At 74.0% G+C, this 15,541-nt stretch carries 12 protein-coding genes and 1 riboswitch; of the genes, 1 reads left to right on the top strand and 11 read right to left on the bottom strand.

Annotation, left to right across the window (positions count from 1 at the left end; all coding sequences use genetic code 11):
• Positions 1-2 precede the first annotated feature (2 nt).
• From DYI95_RS04845 to DYI95_RS04810, 8 genes are all read right to left on the bottom strand, one after another.
• Positions 3-566, bottom strand: a complete 564-nt coding sequence (locus DYI95_RS04845; protein WP_116901550.1) for a flagellar biosynthesis protein FlgB — start codon at positions 564-566, stop codon at positions 3-5.
• A 98-nt stretch (positions 567-664) separates the two neighbouring features.
• Positions 665-757, bottom strand: a riboswitch (cyclic di-GMP riboswitch).
• A gap of 353 nt (positions 758-1,110) precedes the next feature.
• Positions 1,111-2,553: an ATP-dependent protease ATPase subunit HslU gene (hslU, locus tag DYI95_RS04840; RefSeq protein ID WP_116901551.1), complete on the bottom strand. Its 1,443-nt coding sequence runs from the start codon at positions 2,551-2,553 to the stop codon at positions 1,111-1,113.
• A 98-nt stretch (positions 2,554-2,651) separates the two neighbouring features.
• A complete protein-coding gene (gene hslV / locus DYI95_RS04835) occupies positions 2,652-3,200 on the bottom strand; it encodes an ATP-dependent protease subunit HslV (protein ID WP_006904978.1) in 549 nt (182 codons plus the stop codon).
• Between the two features lie 153 nt (positions 3,201-3,353).
• Positions 3,354-4,463: a tyrosine recombinase gene (locus DYI95_RS04830; RefSeq protein ID WP_243149870.1), complete on the bottom strand. Its 1,110-nt coding sequence runs from the start codon at positions 4,461-4,463 to the stop codon at positions 3,354-3,356.
• Positions 4,464-4,467: 4 nt separating this feature from the next.
• Positions 4,468-5,841 carry an FADH(2)-oxidizing methylenetetrahydrofolate--tRNA-(uracil(54)-C(5))-methyltransferase TrmFO gene (trmFO, locus tag DYI95_RS04825; RefSeq protein WP_116901553.1) on the bottom strand — a complete coding sequence of 458 codons (1,374 nt, stop codon included), beginning with the start codon at positions 5,839-5,841 and terminating at the stop codon, positions 4,468-4,470.
• A gap of 2 nt (positions 5,842-5,843) precedes the next feature.
• Positions 5,844-7,976, bottom strand: coding sequence for a type I DNA topoisomerase (gene topA / locus DYI95_RS04820; RefSeq protein WP_116901554.1), 2,133 nt, complete (start codon positions 7,974-7,976; stop codon positions 5,844-5,846).
• A 95-nt stretch (positions 7,977-8,071) separates the two neighbouring features.
• Positions 8,072-8,986: a DNA-processing protein DprA gene (gene dprA, locus DYI95_RS04815; RefSeq protein ID WP_116901555.1), complete on the bottom strand. Its 915-nt coding sequence runs from the start codon at positions 8,984-8,986 to the stop codon at positions 8,072-8,074.
• 117 nt (positions 8,987-9,103) lie between these two features.
• A complete protein-coding gene (locus DYI95_RS04810; RefSeq protein WP_116901556.1) occupies positions 9,104-10,699 on the bottom strand; it encodes an ABC transporter substrate-binding protein in 1,596 nt (531 codons plus the stop codon).
• Between the two features lie 151 nt (positions 10,700-10,850).
• Here DYI95_RS04810 and DYI95_RS04805 point away from each other — a divergent pair, with 151 nt between their 5' ends.
• Positions 10,851-12,491, top strand: a complete 1,641-nt coding sequence (locus DYI95_RS04805; RefSeq protein ID WP_116901557.1) for a YifB family Mg chelatase-like AAA ATPase — start codon at positions 10,851-10,853, stop codon at positions 12,489-12,491.
• Between the two features lie 157 nt (positions 12,492-12,648).
• On the opposite strand, the gene DYI95_RS04800 is transcribed toward DYI95_RS04805, so the two are convergent.
• The 3 genes from DYI95_RS04800 to DYI95_RS04790 form a co-directional block, all read right to left on the bottom strand.
• Positions 12,649-13,050 carry a YraN family protein gene (locus DYI95_RS04800; RefSeq protein ID WP_203530714.1) on the bottom strand — a complete coding sequence of 134 codons (402 nt, stop codon included), beginning with the start codon at positions 13,048-13,050 and terminating at the stop codon, positions 12,649-12,651.
• 242 nt (positions 13,051-13,292) lie between these two features.
• Positions 13,293-14,108, bottom strand: a complete 816-nt coding sequence (locus tag DYI95_RS04795) for a ribonuclease HII (RefSeq protein WP_116901558.1) — start codon at positions 14,106-14,108, stop codon at positions 13,293-13,295.
• A gap of 258 nt (positions 14,109-14,366) precedes the next feature.
• Positions 14,367-15,353 carry a GTPase gene (locus DYI95_RS04790; RefSeq protein WP_116901559.1) on the bottom strand — a complete coding sequence of 329 codons (987 nt, stop codon included), beginning with the start codon at positions 15,351-15,353 and terminating at the stop codon, positions 14,367-14,369.
• Positions 15,354-15,541 lie beyond the last annotated feature (188 nt).

Below are 15,541 nucleotides of genomic sequence, written 5' to 3'. Positions count from 1 at the left end.
GCTTACCGCCTCCCCTCGGCGATGACCGTGCGCAGCAGGGCGATGCGATCGGACAGTTGCCGCACCAGGGCCTGGTAGTGAACGCCGTTTTCGGCCATCCGCGCCATCTCCACGTCCAGGTCGACGTTGTTGCCGTCGTTGCGCAGGGAGGAACCGGTCTCCCGGTACACCGCCGCCGCCGGATCCCCCGACGCCCACCGGCCCGGCAGGTGGCCCGGGTGGGTGACGGCCAGGGGCAGCGGGCCACCGGGCACGGCGGGCCCGGCCGCCACCCCGCCCGCGCCGGCGGCCCCCATCCCCCCGGCCCCGGTGACCGGTGCGGCGGCCCCGGCCGGCTCTACCCCGCCGGCCCCACCGGCCTCACCGGCCCCGGCTGCCCACCCCGCGGCCTGGCCTCCCGCCGGCCCGCGGCCGGTCAGCGCCGCCTCCAGGGCCCGGGCGAAGTCCAGGTCATACCGCTTGTAGCCGGGCGTCTCGGCGTTGGCTACGTTCTGGGCCAGCAGCCGCTGGCGGAGGGCCAGAACCTCCAGCCCGGCAGCCAGTTCATCGTTGATGCGCCCCCACACGGGTCCACCCCCTCCCGCCGCTGGAAAAGAAAGGCGCCCGCGGCGCGCAGGGGCACCACGGGCGGACGCCAGGGTTGAGCAAACTCAACCGTGCGGCGTTCGGCAGTCCGGCCGTCATAGCCCCGCCCCAGCGGGGCCGTAGACCCGTGACTTTGCGAGCCTGCCTTTCGACAGGGGTGCCTTTGTCGCTGCCGCGGGGGGTGGCCGGGCTCTGGCCGTTTCAACCGGGACAGAAACCGCGGCTCACCCCCGAAGCTTATCCAGTTGTAGCGGCTTTCCAGCCGGCACTGGTCGACATGATTCTGCACCGGAACTGGTCATTCCTTCTATCGGCGACAAAAAATTTGGGACCCGGGTCCTGGTTTTGGGTCCCTCTTGCGACAGGGTGGGTTTTGCCAGCCAGGCATCGCTTGCCCTGGCTCCTTCGCTCGCCCCCAGGCGGTGGGCGGTCAGGATTTCGCCCGCGCAGACCGCCTGGAGCTCGCCGGCCGGCTCCCCGGCCGGCCCCGGGACCCCCGGCGCCACCACCAGGGGGCAGGCCCCATCAGAGGATGTACCGGCTCAGATCCTGATCCTGGAGGACTCCCTCCAGCCGCTGGCGGACGAACGCAGCATCCACCACCACCTTGCCCTGGAGGGCGTCCGGGGCGTCGAAGGCCACCGGCTCCAGCAGCCGTTCCAGCAGGGTGTGCAGGCGCCGGGCACCGATATTCTCCGCCTGCTGGTTGGCCCGGGCCGCCATGTCCGCCAGGGCCTCCACCGCGTCCGGGGTGAACTCCAGCTCCACCCCGTCGGTGGCCAGCAGGGCCTGGTACTGGCGCAGCAGGGCATTGTCCGGCTCGGTCAGGATGCGCTTGAAATCGTCCCGGGTGAGGGGCTGGAGCTCCACCCGGATGGGGAACCGGCCCTGCAGCTCGGGGATCAGGTCCGAGGGCCTGGCGATGTGGAAGGCTCCCGCCGCGATGAACAGGATGTGGTCCGTGCGCACCGGGCCGTGCCGGGTCATCACCGTGGAGCCCTCGACGATGGGCAGGATGTCCCGCTGCACCCCTTCCCGGGAGACGTCGGGCCCGTGGCCCCGCTCCCGGCCGGCGATCTTGTCGATCTCGTCGATGAAGACGATGCCCGCCTGCTCCGTGCGCCGGATGGCCTCGGCCACCACCTGGTCCATGTCGATCAGCTTCTGGGCCTCTTCCTGGGCCAGCACCTCCCGGGCCTCCCGCACCGGCAGGCGGCGCCGGCGCTTGCGCCGGGGCAGCCAGTCCTTGAGCAGGTCCTGCACGTTCAGGGTGACTTCTTCCAGACCCGGCCCGCCCAGGATGTCGACCATGGGCGGCGCCTGGTCTTCCACCTCGATTTCGACCACCTGGTCCTCCAGTTGCCCGCTGCGCAGCCGCGCAGCCGCCTCCTGGCGGCGCCGGCGCCAGTCCTCCTCTTCCTCGGGCCGGGCGGGCTCGGCCGGACCCGGCATCCCGGCCCCCAGGGACCCCAGCAGCATCTCCCAGGGCGACCCGGCGCGCTGGGGGCGCCGCCGGGGCGGCGGAACCAGCACGTCCAGCAGGCGGTCGTCGGCCGCCGCCCGGGCCCGGTCCTCGACGGCGGCCACCCGCTCCGCCTTGACCATGCGGATGGCCGTCTCCAAGAGGTCCCGGATGATGGACTCCACGTCGCGGCCCACATAGCCCACTTCGGTGAACTTGGTCGCCTCGACCTTGATGAAGGGAGCTCCCGTCAGCCGGGCCAGCCGCCGGGCGATCTCCGTCTTGCCCACCCCGGTGGGGCCGATCATCAGGATGTTCTTCGGCGCCACCTCGTCCCGCAGGTGCGGCGGCAGCTGCTGCCGCCGCCAGCGGTTGCGCAGGGCAATGGCCACCGCCCGCTTGGCCTCCGCCTGGCCGACGATGTACCGGTCCAGCTCCGCCACGATCTGGCGGGGGGTCAGCCGGTCGGGTTCCCACGCAGCGCCCTGGACGGCTCCCCGTTCCACGGTCGTCCCTCCCCCTGGCGGGTGGCCGCCCGGATCGGGCCGGCCCCCGGCCCGGGCCCGTGCGGCTGGAGTACGGCGAGAGTACGGCGAGAGCACGGCTAGAGCTCCTCAATCACCAGCTGGTCGTTGGTGTAGACGCAGAGCTCGGCGGCGATGCGCATCGCCTCCCGGCAGATGGCGGCGGCATCCAGGCCGGTGTGCCGGGCCAGGGCCCGGGCCGCCGCCAGGGCAAAACCGCCGCCCGAACCCACGGCCACGATCCCGTCGTCGGGCTCGAGCACTTCCCCCGACCCCGACACCAGCAGCAGGTGGTCGGCGTCGGCCACCACCAGCAGGGCTTCCAGGCGGCGCAGCAGCCTGTCGGTGCGCCAGTCCTTGGCCAGTTCCACCGCCGCCCGGACCAGCTGGCCGCCGTGTTCCTCCAGTTTCCCCTCGAAGCGCTCCATCAAGGCCACGGCGTCGGCCACGCTGCCCGCGAACCCGGCCAGCACCCGCCCGTGGTAGAGCCGCCGCACCTTGCGGGCCCGGTGCTTCATCACCATGTGCTGCTGCAGGGTCACCTGGCCGTCGCCGGCCATGGCCACCCGGCCGTTGCGGCGCACGGCCAGGATGGTGGTGCCGTGAAAGCGGGGTTGCCCCTCGCCCATGCGCTGATCCCTCGCTCTGGCCCGCCGGCCTTCCGGCTCGCGCTGGGGCCTGGTGACGGTGCCGGTCCGCCCTGCCGAAGGGCGCGGATCCGTTGCCCGCCGCGGGCGGCGACCACCCCGCCCGGGCGGTGCCGGGAACCCCGGCGACGGGGACTACCCGGACGGCGACGATCCCGGCCGCGGCCCCTGGCGCCCCCCTGCCGGCCCGTACCCGGCGGGGGAACCGGGTGCGCCTGCCGAGGGCGGGGCGTCCAGGCCTTCCGGCCCCGGCGCCGCAGCCCCCGGCGCGGGCGCAGCCGGGGCAGGGCGGGCCCGGGCCCGGGGATGGGCCTGCTGGTAGACCGCCCAGAGCCGCGCCCGGGACACGTGGGTGTACACCTGGGTTGCGGCCAGGCTGGCGTGGCCGAGCAGCTCCTGGACCGCCCTGAGCCCCGCGCCGCCGTCCAGCAGGTGGGTGGCGAAGGTGTGGCGCAGCAGGTGGGGGTGGGCCTGCAGCCGCGCCACCACCGCCCCCACCCGCCGCACGATGGCCTGGATGCCGCGGGGCGAGAGCCGGCCGCCCCACCGGTTGAGGAACACGGCCTGGGCATCGGCCGGCCGGCAGGGACGGTGTCGCCGGCCCTCCAGGAACCCGGGGCGCCCTTCCTCCAGGTACGCCCGGAGGGCCGCCGCCACCGGACCGGCCAGCGGCAGAATCCGCTCCTTTCCGCCCTTGCCGTACACCCGCAGCCAGCCGCCCTCCAGGTCCACGTCGTCCAGGTCGAGCCCGCTGAGCTCGGCCACTCGCAGGCCGCAGCCGTAGAGGAGTTCCAAGATGGCCCGGTCCCGCAGGGCCGCCGGACCCTGGCCACAGGCCGCCGCCTCCAGCAGGGCCTGGGCTTCCTCCGAGGTGTACACCCGCGGCAGCCGGCGCCGGACCCGCGGCGTGGCCAGACGGGCGGCGGGACTGGCGGCCAGCCAGCCCTCCCGCACGGCGTAGCGGAAAAGGCCCCGCACCGCCGCCAGCTTGCGGGCCACAGACGCCCGGGCCAGGCCGCGTTCTTCCAGATGGGCCAGCCAGCGGCGCAGGTCACGGCCGCTGACGCCCGCCAGGGCCGCCGCCCCGACGGGCGGCTCCAGGCCCAGGAACTCAAGCCAGCCTGCCAGGTCCCCCGCGTACGCCTCCACCGTGCGGGGGGAAAGACCCCGCTCCAGGCGCAGGTGATCCAGGTAGGCCTCCACCACGTCGGCAGCCGGACGGGAACCGGCAGGGATCCGGGTCACGGTCTCACCGCCCGGGCACAGGCGCCGGGTCACCGCCCGGGACCGCCGGCCCCGGTACCGTCTCGGGGAGCCGGGCGGGGGCAAACCGCTCCAGCGCGGCCAGGGCCCTCTCGGCCATGAGCAGCTTGCGGCGCCGCGGGTCCCGCACCCGCCGCTCCAGGGGCGGCAACAGGCCGAAGGCGATGTTCATCGGCTGGAAGTGGTCGGGATGCGCTTCGGTGATGTACCGGGTCAGGGCCCCATGGGCCGTCTCGGCCGGAAAGGCGACGGGTTCTTCCCCGCGCACCAGCCGGGCCGCGTTGATGCCGGCCACGATGCCCGTGGCGGCCGATTCGATGTACCCTTCCACGCCCGTGATCTGGCCGGCGAAGAACAGGTCGGGGCGCTTCCGCGCCTGCATGGTGGGCTTGAGCGCCTTGGGCGAGCAGATGAAGGTGTTGCGGTGCATCACCCCGTACCGGGCGAACTCGGCGTTCTCCAGGCCCGGGATCATGCGGAAGACCCGCTTCTGCTCGCCCCACTTGAGGCTCGTCTGAAAGCCCACCAGGTTGTACAGGGTGCCGTAGCGGTTGTCCCGGCGCAGCTGGACGACGGCGTAGGGCTCCTTGCCCGTGCGCGGGTCGACCAGGCCCACGGGCTTCAACGGCCCGTAGCGGAGGGTGTCCGGACCCCGGCGGGCCATCTCCTCGATGGGCAGGCAGCCTTCAAAGAACAGGCCCTGTTCGAAGTCGTGGGGCACGTGCTTTTCCGCTTCGACCAGGGCCTGCCAGAAGGCCTCGTACTCCTCCCGGGTCATGGGGCTGTTCAGGTAGTCGTCGCCGCTGCCCTTGCCGTAACGGGACGCGCGGAACAGCTTGGACAGATCCAACGACTCGTAGGTGACGATGGGCGCGGCGGCATCGAAGAACGCCAGGTACTCCTCGCCGGTGAAGGACCGGATCCACGCGGAGAGGGCGTCGGAGGTCAGGGGTCCGGTCGCGATGATCACGGGACCTTCCGCGGGCGGCTCCGTCACCTCTTCCCGCACCACCTCGATCAGCGGGTGGGCGGTGATGGCCTCCGTGACGCGCCGGGCGAACTCCTCCCGGTCGACGGCCAGGGCACTCCCTGCCGGAATGGCGCTGGCGTCGGCCGCCGCCATGATCAGGCTGCCCAGCCGCCGCATTTCTTCCTTTAATAACCCCGGCGCCTGGTCCAGCTGGTTCCCCCGCAGGGAGTTGCTGCAGACCAGTTCGGCCAGCTGGCCCGTGTGGTGGGCCGGGGTGGATTTCACCGGCCGCATTTCGTAAAGCCGCACCGGAATGCCCCGGCGGGCGACCTGCCACGCGGCTTCGCTGCCCGCCAGGCCGCCGCCGATGACCGTGACTCGTTCCGCCATGCTCAACGCCTCCCCGCCCCGGCACCGGCACCGGCGGTCTCGGCGGCCCCTTCCCGCTGGTAGGTGCACTGGGGGTTGGCGCACACCAGGCGCACCCCCTGGCGGGACCGCTTCTCCACCAGGAAGGTGCCGCACTCGGGGCAGGTTTCCGCCGTCGGCCGGTCCCAGGTGGTGAAGTCGCACTCCGGATAGTTGCTGCACCCGTAGAAGACCCGGCCCTTGCGGGACCGGCGCTGCACCATCTCCCCGCCGCAGCGCGGGCAGCGGGCGCCGGTCTTTTCCACCAGGGGCCGGGTATTGCGGCACTCGGGAAAGCCCGGGCAGGCCAGAAAGCGGCCGTAGCGCCCGTGCTTGATCACCATGCGCCGGCCGCACTTCTCGCAGATCTCGTCCGTCTCCTCCACGGGCAGGGCAACGCGCTGGATCTCCCTTTCCGCCCGGGCCAGGGTGGCGCTGAAGGGCTCGTAGAACTCCCGGACCACGTCCTCCCATTCCCGCTGGCCCTCTTCGATGCGGTCCAGGTCGGCCTCCATGCGGGCGGTGAACTCCACGTCCACGATGTCGGGAAAGTGCTCCTTCAGCAACGCGGTGACCACCCGGCCCAGCTCGGTGGGCCGGAAGCGCCGGTCTTCCTTCACCACGTAGCCCCGCTCCTGGATGGTTTCGATGATGGGCGCGTAGGTGCTGGGCCGGCCGATGCCCTTTTCCTCCAGCGCCCGGACCAGCATGGCCTCGGTGTAGCGCGGCGGAGGCTGGGTGAAGTGCTGCTCCGGCCGCAGCTGCTTGAGCGCCAGGGCATCGCCCTCGGCCAGGTCGGGCAGCATGCCCTCCGCCTCCTCGCCTTCCCCTTCGCCCCCCTCGTCCCGGCCCTCCACGTAGAGCTTCATGAAGCCCGGGAACTTGACGGTCGAACCGGTCGCCCGGAAGCGGTGGGGACCGGCCCCGATCTCCGCGGTGACGGTGTCCAGCACCGCCGGGGCCATCTGGCTGGCGACGAACCGCTCCCAGATCAGCCGGTACAGCTTGTACTGGTCGGGCGTCAGATCGTCCTTGATGGCGTCGGGTTCCCGGGCCACCGACGTGGGGCGGATGGCCTCATGGGCATCCTGGGCCTGAGCCGCCCGCCGCCCCGCCTGCTTGCGGGGCGCCGAGAATTCGGCGCCAAAGCGCTCGGCGATGTAGGCGGCCGCCTCGTCCAGGGCCTGGTCGGCGATGCGGGTCGAGTCCGTGCGGATGTAGGTCACCAGACCCACGGCGCCCTCGCCCCGCAGTTCGATCCCTTCGTACAGTTCCTGGGCGATGCGCATGGTGCGGCGCACGGTGAACCCCAGCTTGCGGGCCGCTTCCTGCTGCAGGGTCGAGGTGGTGAAAGGCGGCGCCGGGTTGCGTTTCCGTTCCTTGCGTTCGACCCCCAGGACGGAGAACGGCCGCCCCTCCAGATCGGCCAGCAGGCGGTCGACGGCAGCCCGGTCCGGCAGTTCCTTCTTTCCCTCGGCGTCGCCGTAATAACGGGCGGTGAAGGCTTCCCCGCCCGGCAGCCGCTCCAGATCGGCCTCCAGGGTCCAGTATTCCTGGGGCGTGAAGGCCTCGATCTCTTCCTCCCGATCGACGATGAGGCGCACGGCCACCGACTGAACCCGGCCGGCGGAGAGGCCGCGCCGCACCTTCCGCCAGAGCAGCGGGCTCAATTTGTAGCCCACCAGGCGGTCCAGCACCCGCCGCGCCTGCTGGGCGTCCACCAGGTTCTCATCGATGGGGCGCGGCTCCTTCAGGGCGCGGCGCACCGCCTCCCGCGTGATCTCATGGAACACGATCCGGCACGGGGAGTTCTCGTCGATGTCAAGAAGCTGGCAGAGGTGCCAGGAGATGGCTTCGCCTTCCCGGTCGGGGTCGGTGGCCAGGAGGACCCGGTCCACCTGGCGCGCCTGCTGCCGCAGCCGCTCGATGAGCTTGCCCTTGCCGCGGATGGTGATGTAGTGGGGGGTGAAGTGGTCGTCAATGTCCACCCCGAGCTGGCTCTTGGGAAGATCCCGCACATGGCCCATGGAGGCCTCGACGGCATAGTCGCGCCCGACAAACTTCTTGATCGTCTTCGCCTTGGCCGGCGACTCGACGATGATCAGCGTCCTGGGCAATGGGATCACACTCCGGCGCCATGGCGCGTTGCAACTTAGTGTAGCACTGGCACGGGACGGGGGGCAACGCGCAGTGGCATTTCCTGGTGACGCCTTCAGGACGAGCTGGCACCCCCGATCCAAGGCGAGTCCGGCCAGCCTTGTCCGGCCAGCACCGCCTTCACATCCTCCAGGCCGGCCACCGGCGGCGCCCCCGCCCGCAACAGCTCCAGGATCCCCTGACCCTGGCGCCGCGTCACGGGGCCCGGCACGGCCATCACCGCCCTGCCGGCATCGAGGGCCAGGTCGGCGGTCACCAGGGCCCCGCTGCGCGGGGCGGCCTCCACCACCACCACGCCGTCGCACAGGCCGGCCAGGATGCGGTTCCGCTCGGGGAAGCGGAAGGCCTCCGCCGGTGTCCCAGGCGGGTACTCCGACACCAGCCAGCCCCGGGCCGCCACCTGGGCCGCCAGCGGGCGGTGCTCCTCCGGATAGACCCGGTCGGGTCCGTGGCCCAGGACGGCCACCGTCACCCCGCCGCCGGCCAGGGCCCCCCGGTGGGCAGCGCCGTCGATGCCCACGGCCAGGCCCGACACCACCACCCAGCCCGCCGCCGCCATGTCGGCGGCCAGCCGGAAGGCCACCTGGGTCCCGTACGCCGAGGCCCTACGCGAACCCACCACGGCCACCCAGGGCACCGCCTGGGAGGGCAACCGCCCCCTGTAATAAAGGATGAGCGGCGGATCGGCCACCTCGCGTAGCCGCCGCGGATAGGCGGGATCCTCCCAGGTAAGCCAGTGAATGCCCATGGCTCGGGCACTTCCGGCCAGCGCCTCGGGATCGATGCGCCGGCGGGCCTCCAGGGCCCGCTCCAGCACGCCTGCCGGCGCGGCGCCCACCTCGCGCCAGGCGGCATCGGGGGCCTCCCAGGCCGGTACCGGGCCGCCCAGCGCCGCAGCCAGCTGCCGGGCTCGCTGCCGGCCGAGACCCGGCAGGGCCAGCAGGCCCATCCATGCGTGGGCAGGGTCCACGGGCGATTCCTCCTCGGGCTGGCGGATCTTGCCGGGTTGGCGGATCTTTCCGGCCGGGTGTCATGGGGCTTGTCCCCGCGGCCGGCCTGCGCCCCGGCGCCGGTGCGTGCGTTCCGGCTACCGGGCCGGTTCTTCCAGGGAGACGGCCCAGAGATCGGCCCCCTGCGGGAAGGGCGAGGGGACGAACCCGCGCACTCCCGGCTGCACCGCCCAGACCGCCACGGGGTGGTAGAGGGGCAGGCCCGCTATCGCCTCCAGCAGGGCGCGGTCGAGCCGTGCAGCCGCTTCGCCCCGCCGGCCTCCCGAAGCCGTCAGCAGCTCACCCAGCGCCTGCCGGACCGCCGGATCCTGCGCCGCGGCCGGCCCGCCCTCCGCCCCGAGCAGCCAGGGCAGGAAGACGGCCTCCGGGTCGGGATACTCGGCCCACAGGGTCCGGGGTGCCAGGTGATAGGGTGCCCGCCGGCCTCCGGTCAGGGGAAAGTCGGCGTAGGCCACGGTGGCCACATCCAGTTCCAGGCCCACCCGGCCCAGCAAGTAGTCCAGGCGCCCCGACACCGCCGCCCAGAAGGGATCGCCGGGCTGGAGCCAGCGCAGGGTGGTGCCGGGCTTCAGGCCGGCCCGCTCCAGGGCGGCCCGGGCCTCCAGAACCCGGTAGGGCGGTAGCACCGGCGTGGGCCGGAATCCCGGCCAGCCGGGCGGCAGCCAGCCTTCGGCCAGGCGGTAGCCTCCGGGAGCCAGGCCGGCGATCAGGGTCTCGCGGTCGGTGGCATAAGCCAGGGCTTGCCGCACAGCGGGCCGGTCCAGGGGCGGCCGGGTCCCGTTGACGTCGATCCAGACCGTGGCCGGCAGGTTTGCCGGCCACTGGGGTCCTGCCCACCCGCGGGCCGCCAGCTCCCGCACCTCGTGGGGCAGCAGCCGGATGGCGGAGAGCCGGCCGGCGGCGAAGGCGCCGAGGACCTGGGAACGGGGACCGCCGGCCACCAGCCGCACCTCGTCCAGGTACGGCCGGCCCCTGTAGTAGTCCGGAAAGGCCGCCAGCCGCAGCTCCCGGCCCTCCTGCGCCACCAGCCGGAAGGGGCCCGCCCCCACCGGTGCGAAGGCACCGCGGCCGGACGCCCGGACGATCTCGGCATCCAGGACGGCGGCCCCCGGCGTGGCCAGGCGGTAGAGAAAGGCCGGCCGGGGCCCGCTGAGGCGGATTTCCACCCGATCGGGCCCCAGCGCCCGGATGCCGCGGATGGCGGGAGCCTGCCCCAGCCGGTATTCAGAAACCCCCTCCACCCCTTCCAGGACCCAGGCCCGCGGCGCAGGATGCCTGGGATCGGCCAGCCGTGTCAGGCTGAAGACCACATCCGCCGCCGTCAGCGGTCTCCCGTTGTGGAAGCGCAGGCCGGGGCGAAGCCAGAAGACGTACCGCCGGCCGCCGTCGCGCACTTCCCAGCGCCGCGCCAGGGCCGGCCGGATCTTCCCGTCGGGTCCCAGGCGGACCAGGCCCTCATAGAGCAGGGAGGCCACCCGGACCTCCACCTCGGACCGGGCGCGGGCCGGATCGAGGGAGGCGGGCAGAGCAGGGACGCTCTCCACCCAGCGGCCGCCAGGCTGCCCGGGCGGCCGCCGGCCTGCGGGCTGGGCCGGGCCCCCGCCCCACCAGGCCAGGGCAAAGAGCAGTACCACCGCCATGGCCAGCGTCCACCGCCAGCGCCCCGGCGCCATGGATCCCACCTCCGCCGCCGGGGCATGTATACGCCCTCCCGTACCTCCCCATGCCCCGGCCCCTTTCCACCGCGCCTGGGTTTACAATTTTTACCTTCAATCCATATAATTACATCGCATGAGCACCGTGGTCAACGGGGAGGTGAGGCCCGTGCCGGATACGGAGGAGGCGGTGCTCCCCGCCCCAGAGAGCCGGCGGTTGCCGGAGGCCGGGGAGGGCGGCGGCCCTCCGTCGTCTTGGGCCTGTGGCGCATCCACCATCCTGGGTCTGGTGTGCACCGGCTGGCGCGCCATGCCCGTGCTGGTCGAGACCGTGGTCGACCGCGGCCTTCCCCACTTTGTCGTCGTGGGGTTGCCCTCGACGGCGGTGCGGGAGGCACGAGAGAGGGTCCGGGCTGCCGTCCGCGCGTCGGGCCGGCGCTTCCCCCTCCACCGCATCACCGTCAGCCTGAGCCCCGCCGACCTGCCCAAGGAAGGCACGTCCCTGGACCTGGCCGTCGCCCTGGGACTGCTGGCGGCCAGCGGGCAGGCCCCGGCGCCCCCGCCGGGATGGGCCGTCTTCGGCGAGCTGGGGCTGGATGGATCCGTGCGGCCGGTGCGGGGCGCCCTGTCCATGGCCGTGGCGGCCCGCCAGCAGGGCGTGACCCACCTGGTCTGCCCCGCCGCCAACGCGAGGGAGGTGGCCCTCTTGCCCGGGATCCGGCCGTTGCCCGCCCGGCGCCTGGACGACCTGCTGGACTGGCTGGCCGGCCCGGGCCTGCCTCCGCCGGTACCGCTACCGGAAGCCGGTGACGATCCCGGCGCTCTAGGCCCACCCGCGCCCCTGCCCGATCTGGCGTCCGTGCGGGGCCAGCCCTGCGCCCGCCGGGCCCTGGAACTGGCCGCCGCCGGTGGCCATCACCTGCTGCTGTTGGGCCCGCCCGGGGCCGGCAAGACGCTGCTGGCCTCCTGCCTGCCCGGCCTGCTGCCGCCGCTGGACGGCGAGGCGGCCATCGAGGTGACGGCCATCCACTCGGTGGCCGGCCAGCTCCCGCCCGGCGCCGGCCTGATCCAGCGCCCGCCGCTGCGCGCACCCCATCATGCCACTCCGGTGGCCGCCATGGTGGGCGGGGGCAAGGTCCCCCGGCCCGGAGAAGCCAGCCTGGCCCACCGGGGCGTGCTGCTTCTGGACGAACTGGCCGAATTCCGCCGGGAGACCCTGGAGGCTCTGCGGGAGCCGCTGGAGGCGGGCTATGTCACCGTGGCTCGGCTGGCCGGGGCCGAGCGCTTCCCCGCCGCCTTCCAGCTGGTCGCCACGGCCAACCCCTGCCCCTGCGGCCAGCCCGGTGACCGCTGCCACTGCTCGGAGCGGCAGCTGGCCCGGTACCGGCAGGCCCTGTCGGGCCCCCTGCTGGACCGCATCGACCTGCAGGTCCGGGTCCGGCGTGCTGCCCTGCCCTCCACGGCCGCCGCCCCGAGGGAGGACTCCCAGACCGTGCGGGAGCGGGTCGAGGCGGCGCGACAGCTTCAGGCCCTCCGGTTCCACCGGCTGGGTCTGAGCCACCCGCCAGGACAGCCGCCGGTCAACCGCTGGCTGGAAGCGGGCGACGCGGCGCGCTGGGCCCCCATGGGACCGGCGGCCCGGCGCCTGCTGGACACCCTCTACCGGGATGCGAGCCTTGGCCTCTCCAGCCGGGGGCTGGTCAAGGTTCTCCGCGTGGCCCGCACCGCGGCGGACCTGGAGGGCCGCGACGAGGTGACGGTGGGTGATATCGAACTGGCTGCGGAGTTCCGCTTTCCACCGGGATGGTGAAGCCCGGCCCGGCCCGGCCCCGTGGCCCCCGTGCCGGCAGGCCGGCTGCCCGGCCGGCTCCGGCCGGCGGGACCGGCCCTCACCCTGCTCCACCGGCCGCAGGCACCCGGCCCCGTCGGGAGTCCCGCCCGGAACCCTCCCGGGACCTGCGGGTGCATCAGCGCTGGGCGCCGCCCTCGAGCCGGCGGAACACGGTGATCTCCGGGACTTCCGCGGCTTGCGGCGTACTCGGCCAGGTCACGGCCACCAGGTCGATCCGCCACGGCGCCTCGGGCACGCCCGCCCGGGCGAGGAACCACTGGCCGGCCGTTACCAGCCGGCGGAACTTGCGGTCGTCCACCGATTGGGCAGGGGTGCCGAAGGACGGCTCGCCCCGGGCCGGGCGGCGGCGGGATCGCACCTCCACCACCACCCACTCGCCCCCTTCCCGGCAGATCAAGTCGGCCTCGCCCGCCGGGCAGCGCACGTTGCGGGCGACAATCCGGTAGCCCAGGGCGGCCAGGTGCCGGGCCGCCAGCTCTTCGGCCCGGCGCCCCAGTTCCCGGCGGTTCTCCCGCACCGGGCGGCCGCTAGGCGCCGCACCCGGCGCCTGCCCCCGGACGGGCCGCCCGCAGCCGGCCCCCAGGTCCGGGGCCGCGGCTTCGCCTTCCGGGCGCCACGGCCCGCCGGCCACGGGCCTTGGCGGGCCTTCCGGCCCCCCGCCCTCCCCGGGCATCCCCACGGCCCCACGGCCACCGGCTTCCCCGGGATCCCGGTCCCTTCCGGGCACCCCGCCCATTTCCGGCGGACGAACCGGCCCCGTCATCGTCCCGCCGCCCCCAGAAAGCTGCGGCGGTGTTCGGGACACGGGCCGAACCGCGCCAGGGCCCGGCGGTGGGCGGCGGTGGCGTACCCCTTGTGCTGGGCGAACCCGTAGGCGGGGTATTCCCGGTCAAGCCGGCTCATCCAGGCATCACGGTAAACCTTGGCCACCACCGAGGCGGCGGCGATGGCCGCATACCGCGCATCGCCGTCGACCAGGGCGTCCAGGGGATACCCCAGGTCCCCCGGCCGGCGGCCGTCGACCAGCACCCGCTGGGGCATCACCGCCAGGGCGTCCAGCGCCCGGCGCATGGCCAGGCGGGTGGCATGCCAGATGTTGAGGGCATCGATCTCGTGGGGCGTGGCCAGTCCGACGGCCCAGGCCACGGCCTGCTGGCGGATGCGGGCGGCCAGTTGCTCCCGGGCGGCGGCGGTCAGGCGCTTGGAATCGTCCAGGCCCGGCAGGTGGGCACCGGCAGGCAGGATCACGGCGGCGGCCACCACCGGGCCCGCCAGGCAGCCGCGCCCCACCTCGTCTACGCCCGCAACCTGCAGGCCGCCGGCTACCTGGTCCTGGGCCGCCGCCAGCTCGGCCCACCGTGCCCGCGCCTGCTGCCAGCGCAGCCACCGTCGCCGGGCCCGGTGTAGCAGGACCCGGGCCCCTGCCCGGGGGTCGGACTCCAGCTGGCGGATCAGGGCGGGCAACTGCTCATCCTCCAGCTCCTCCAGCCGCGCCGCCAGCCGGGCCAGGGGCACCCTGCCCTCCGCGGCCGCGGGGTGGCGCACCGGCCGGCGGTCCTGGCTACCAGCTCTCACGCCGGGCTTGCCCTCCCCATCGCCCCACCTCCCGTCACGTCCCGTTGGCTGCATGTTCGCTGCATGGCCATCCCGAGGCCATGGGCATTCCATTCCGAATCCAACGTTCTCCATGTTTATCCAATTCTAGTCTTCGCCGGGCGATGGGTCCATCCTGCCGCCCGCCCCTTTCCGGCGGTGGCGACCACCGGCTGCAGGCGTCCAGCTGCCAGCCGCGGGAGGCGGGCTGCCGGCCTCCCGGTTCCCGGAGGACTGCCTTCACGGGCCCTGTCCCGTACCGGCCAGCATCCTGGGGTGCTCCAGGGAAAACCGGCCCAACTCCCCAGCGCGAAAGGCGGCCACCAGCACCGCGGCGGCGCGGTGCACATCGGGCTGCCCGCCCGGCCCCAGCAGGCCCCGCTGCCGCGCCACCTGCTCAAGGACCACCTGGGCCAGAACCCGCCCATCGGCGCCCGTTGCCGCCCCGCCGGCGGCCGAGGTGCGCCCGGCCGCGGGCCGCCCAGGGCCCGGCCCTGCCACGGCGGCAGGCGACTCCCCGTTCTGCCCCGGGCCGCCTGGGACCTGCCCAGGCCCGGCAGCCGGCGACCGGGGACTTTCCACCCCCCAGCGGGCCAGAGCCTGCCGGAACGCCGGCGCGCCGCCCAGGCGCTCCAGCAAGAAGGCGGTGACCTCTTCCGGCCCCGCCAGCTCGGGGCCGACCAGCCCCAGGGCGCCCAGCACCAGCCGCCGGGTGCCGCCCAGGCGCGGCGGCAGCACGCCGGGCGTGTCCATCAGCCAGAAGGAGCCCAGGTCGACCCATTGCTTGCCCCGGGTCACCCCCGGCTGGGCGCCCACCCGCGCCCGCCGCCGCCCCGCCAGGCCGTTGAGCAGGGTCGACTTGCCCACGTTGGGCAGGCCCGCCACCAGCACCCGCGGCTTGAAGGCCGCCGGCGCCCGGGCCAGCCGCCGGCGCAGCCGGCTCACCAGCCGGGCGTCGCCCGGCCCCTCGCCCACGTAGGGTTCAATGCCCTGGGACGAAAACCAGTCGACCCAGGCCCGGGTGGTGGCGGGATCGGCCAGGTCACCCCGGGACAGGACCAGCAGGTGCAGCCGGCCCTCCATCATGGCGGCCAGCTGGGGGGAACGGGAGGTAAAGGGAGCCCGGGCGTCCGCCACTTCGACCACGGCGTCCACCGCCTCCAGGTAGCGCCGTACCTGGCGCAGCGCCCGGGCCATATGCCCCTTCAGTGCACCGCCCTCGGCCACCCCAACCCCCCCTTCCCGGGACCGGAGGAAGCGCCCATAGGGCTCCCTCCCGCGTTCGGGTCCGAGCGCCCTCCCGGTGGCGGCTTGCCACCGCCGGGTACCCCTCGCCGGTCCAGCGCACCCCGTGCCCGTGCCGGGAGCGGCCCCCATGCGCGTGCCGGTGGCCCGCCGGCCGGCGCGGTCCCTAC

It is taken from the genome of Thermaerobacter sp. PB12/4term, assembly GCF_003403315.2.
GTDB lineage: Bacteria > Bacillota > Sulfobacillia > Thermaerobacterales > Thermaerobacteraceae > Thermaerobacter.
Note: the sequence above shows the minus strand (reverse complement) of the source record. Positions and strands in the feature narration are given on the sequence as shown.

Coding starts and splice junctions, on each gene's coding strand:
- hslV (WP_006904978.1), bottom strand. CDS start 3,200: ATGGGCGAGGGGCAACCCCGCTTTCACGGCACCACCATCCTGGCCGTG.
- trmFO (WP_116901553.1), bottom strand. CDS start 5,841: ATGGCGGAACGAGTCACGGTCATCGGCGGCGGCCTGGCGGGCAGCGAA.
- DYI95_RS04810 (WP_116901556.1), bottom strand. CDS start 10,699: ATGGCGCCGGGGCGCTGGCGGTGGACGCTGGCCATGGCGGTGGTACTG.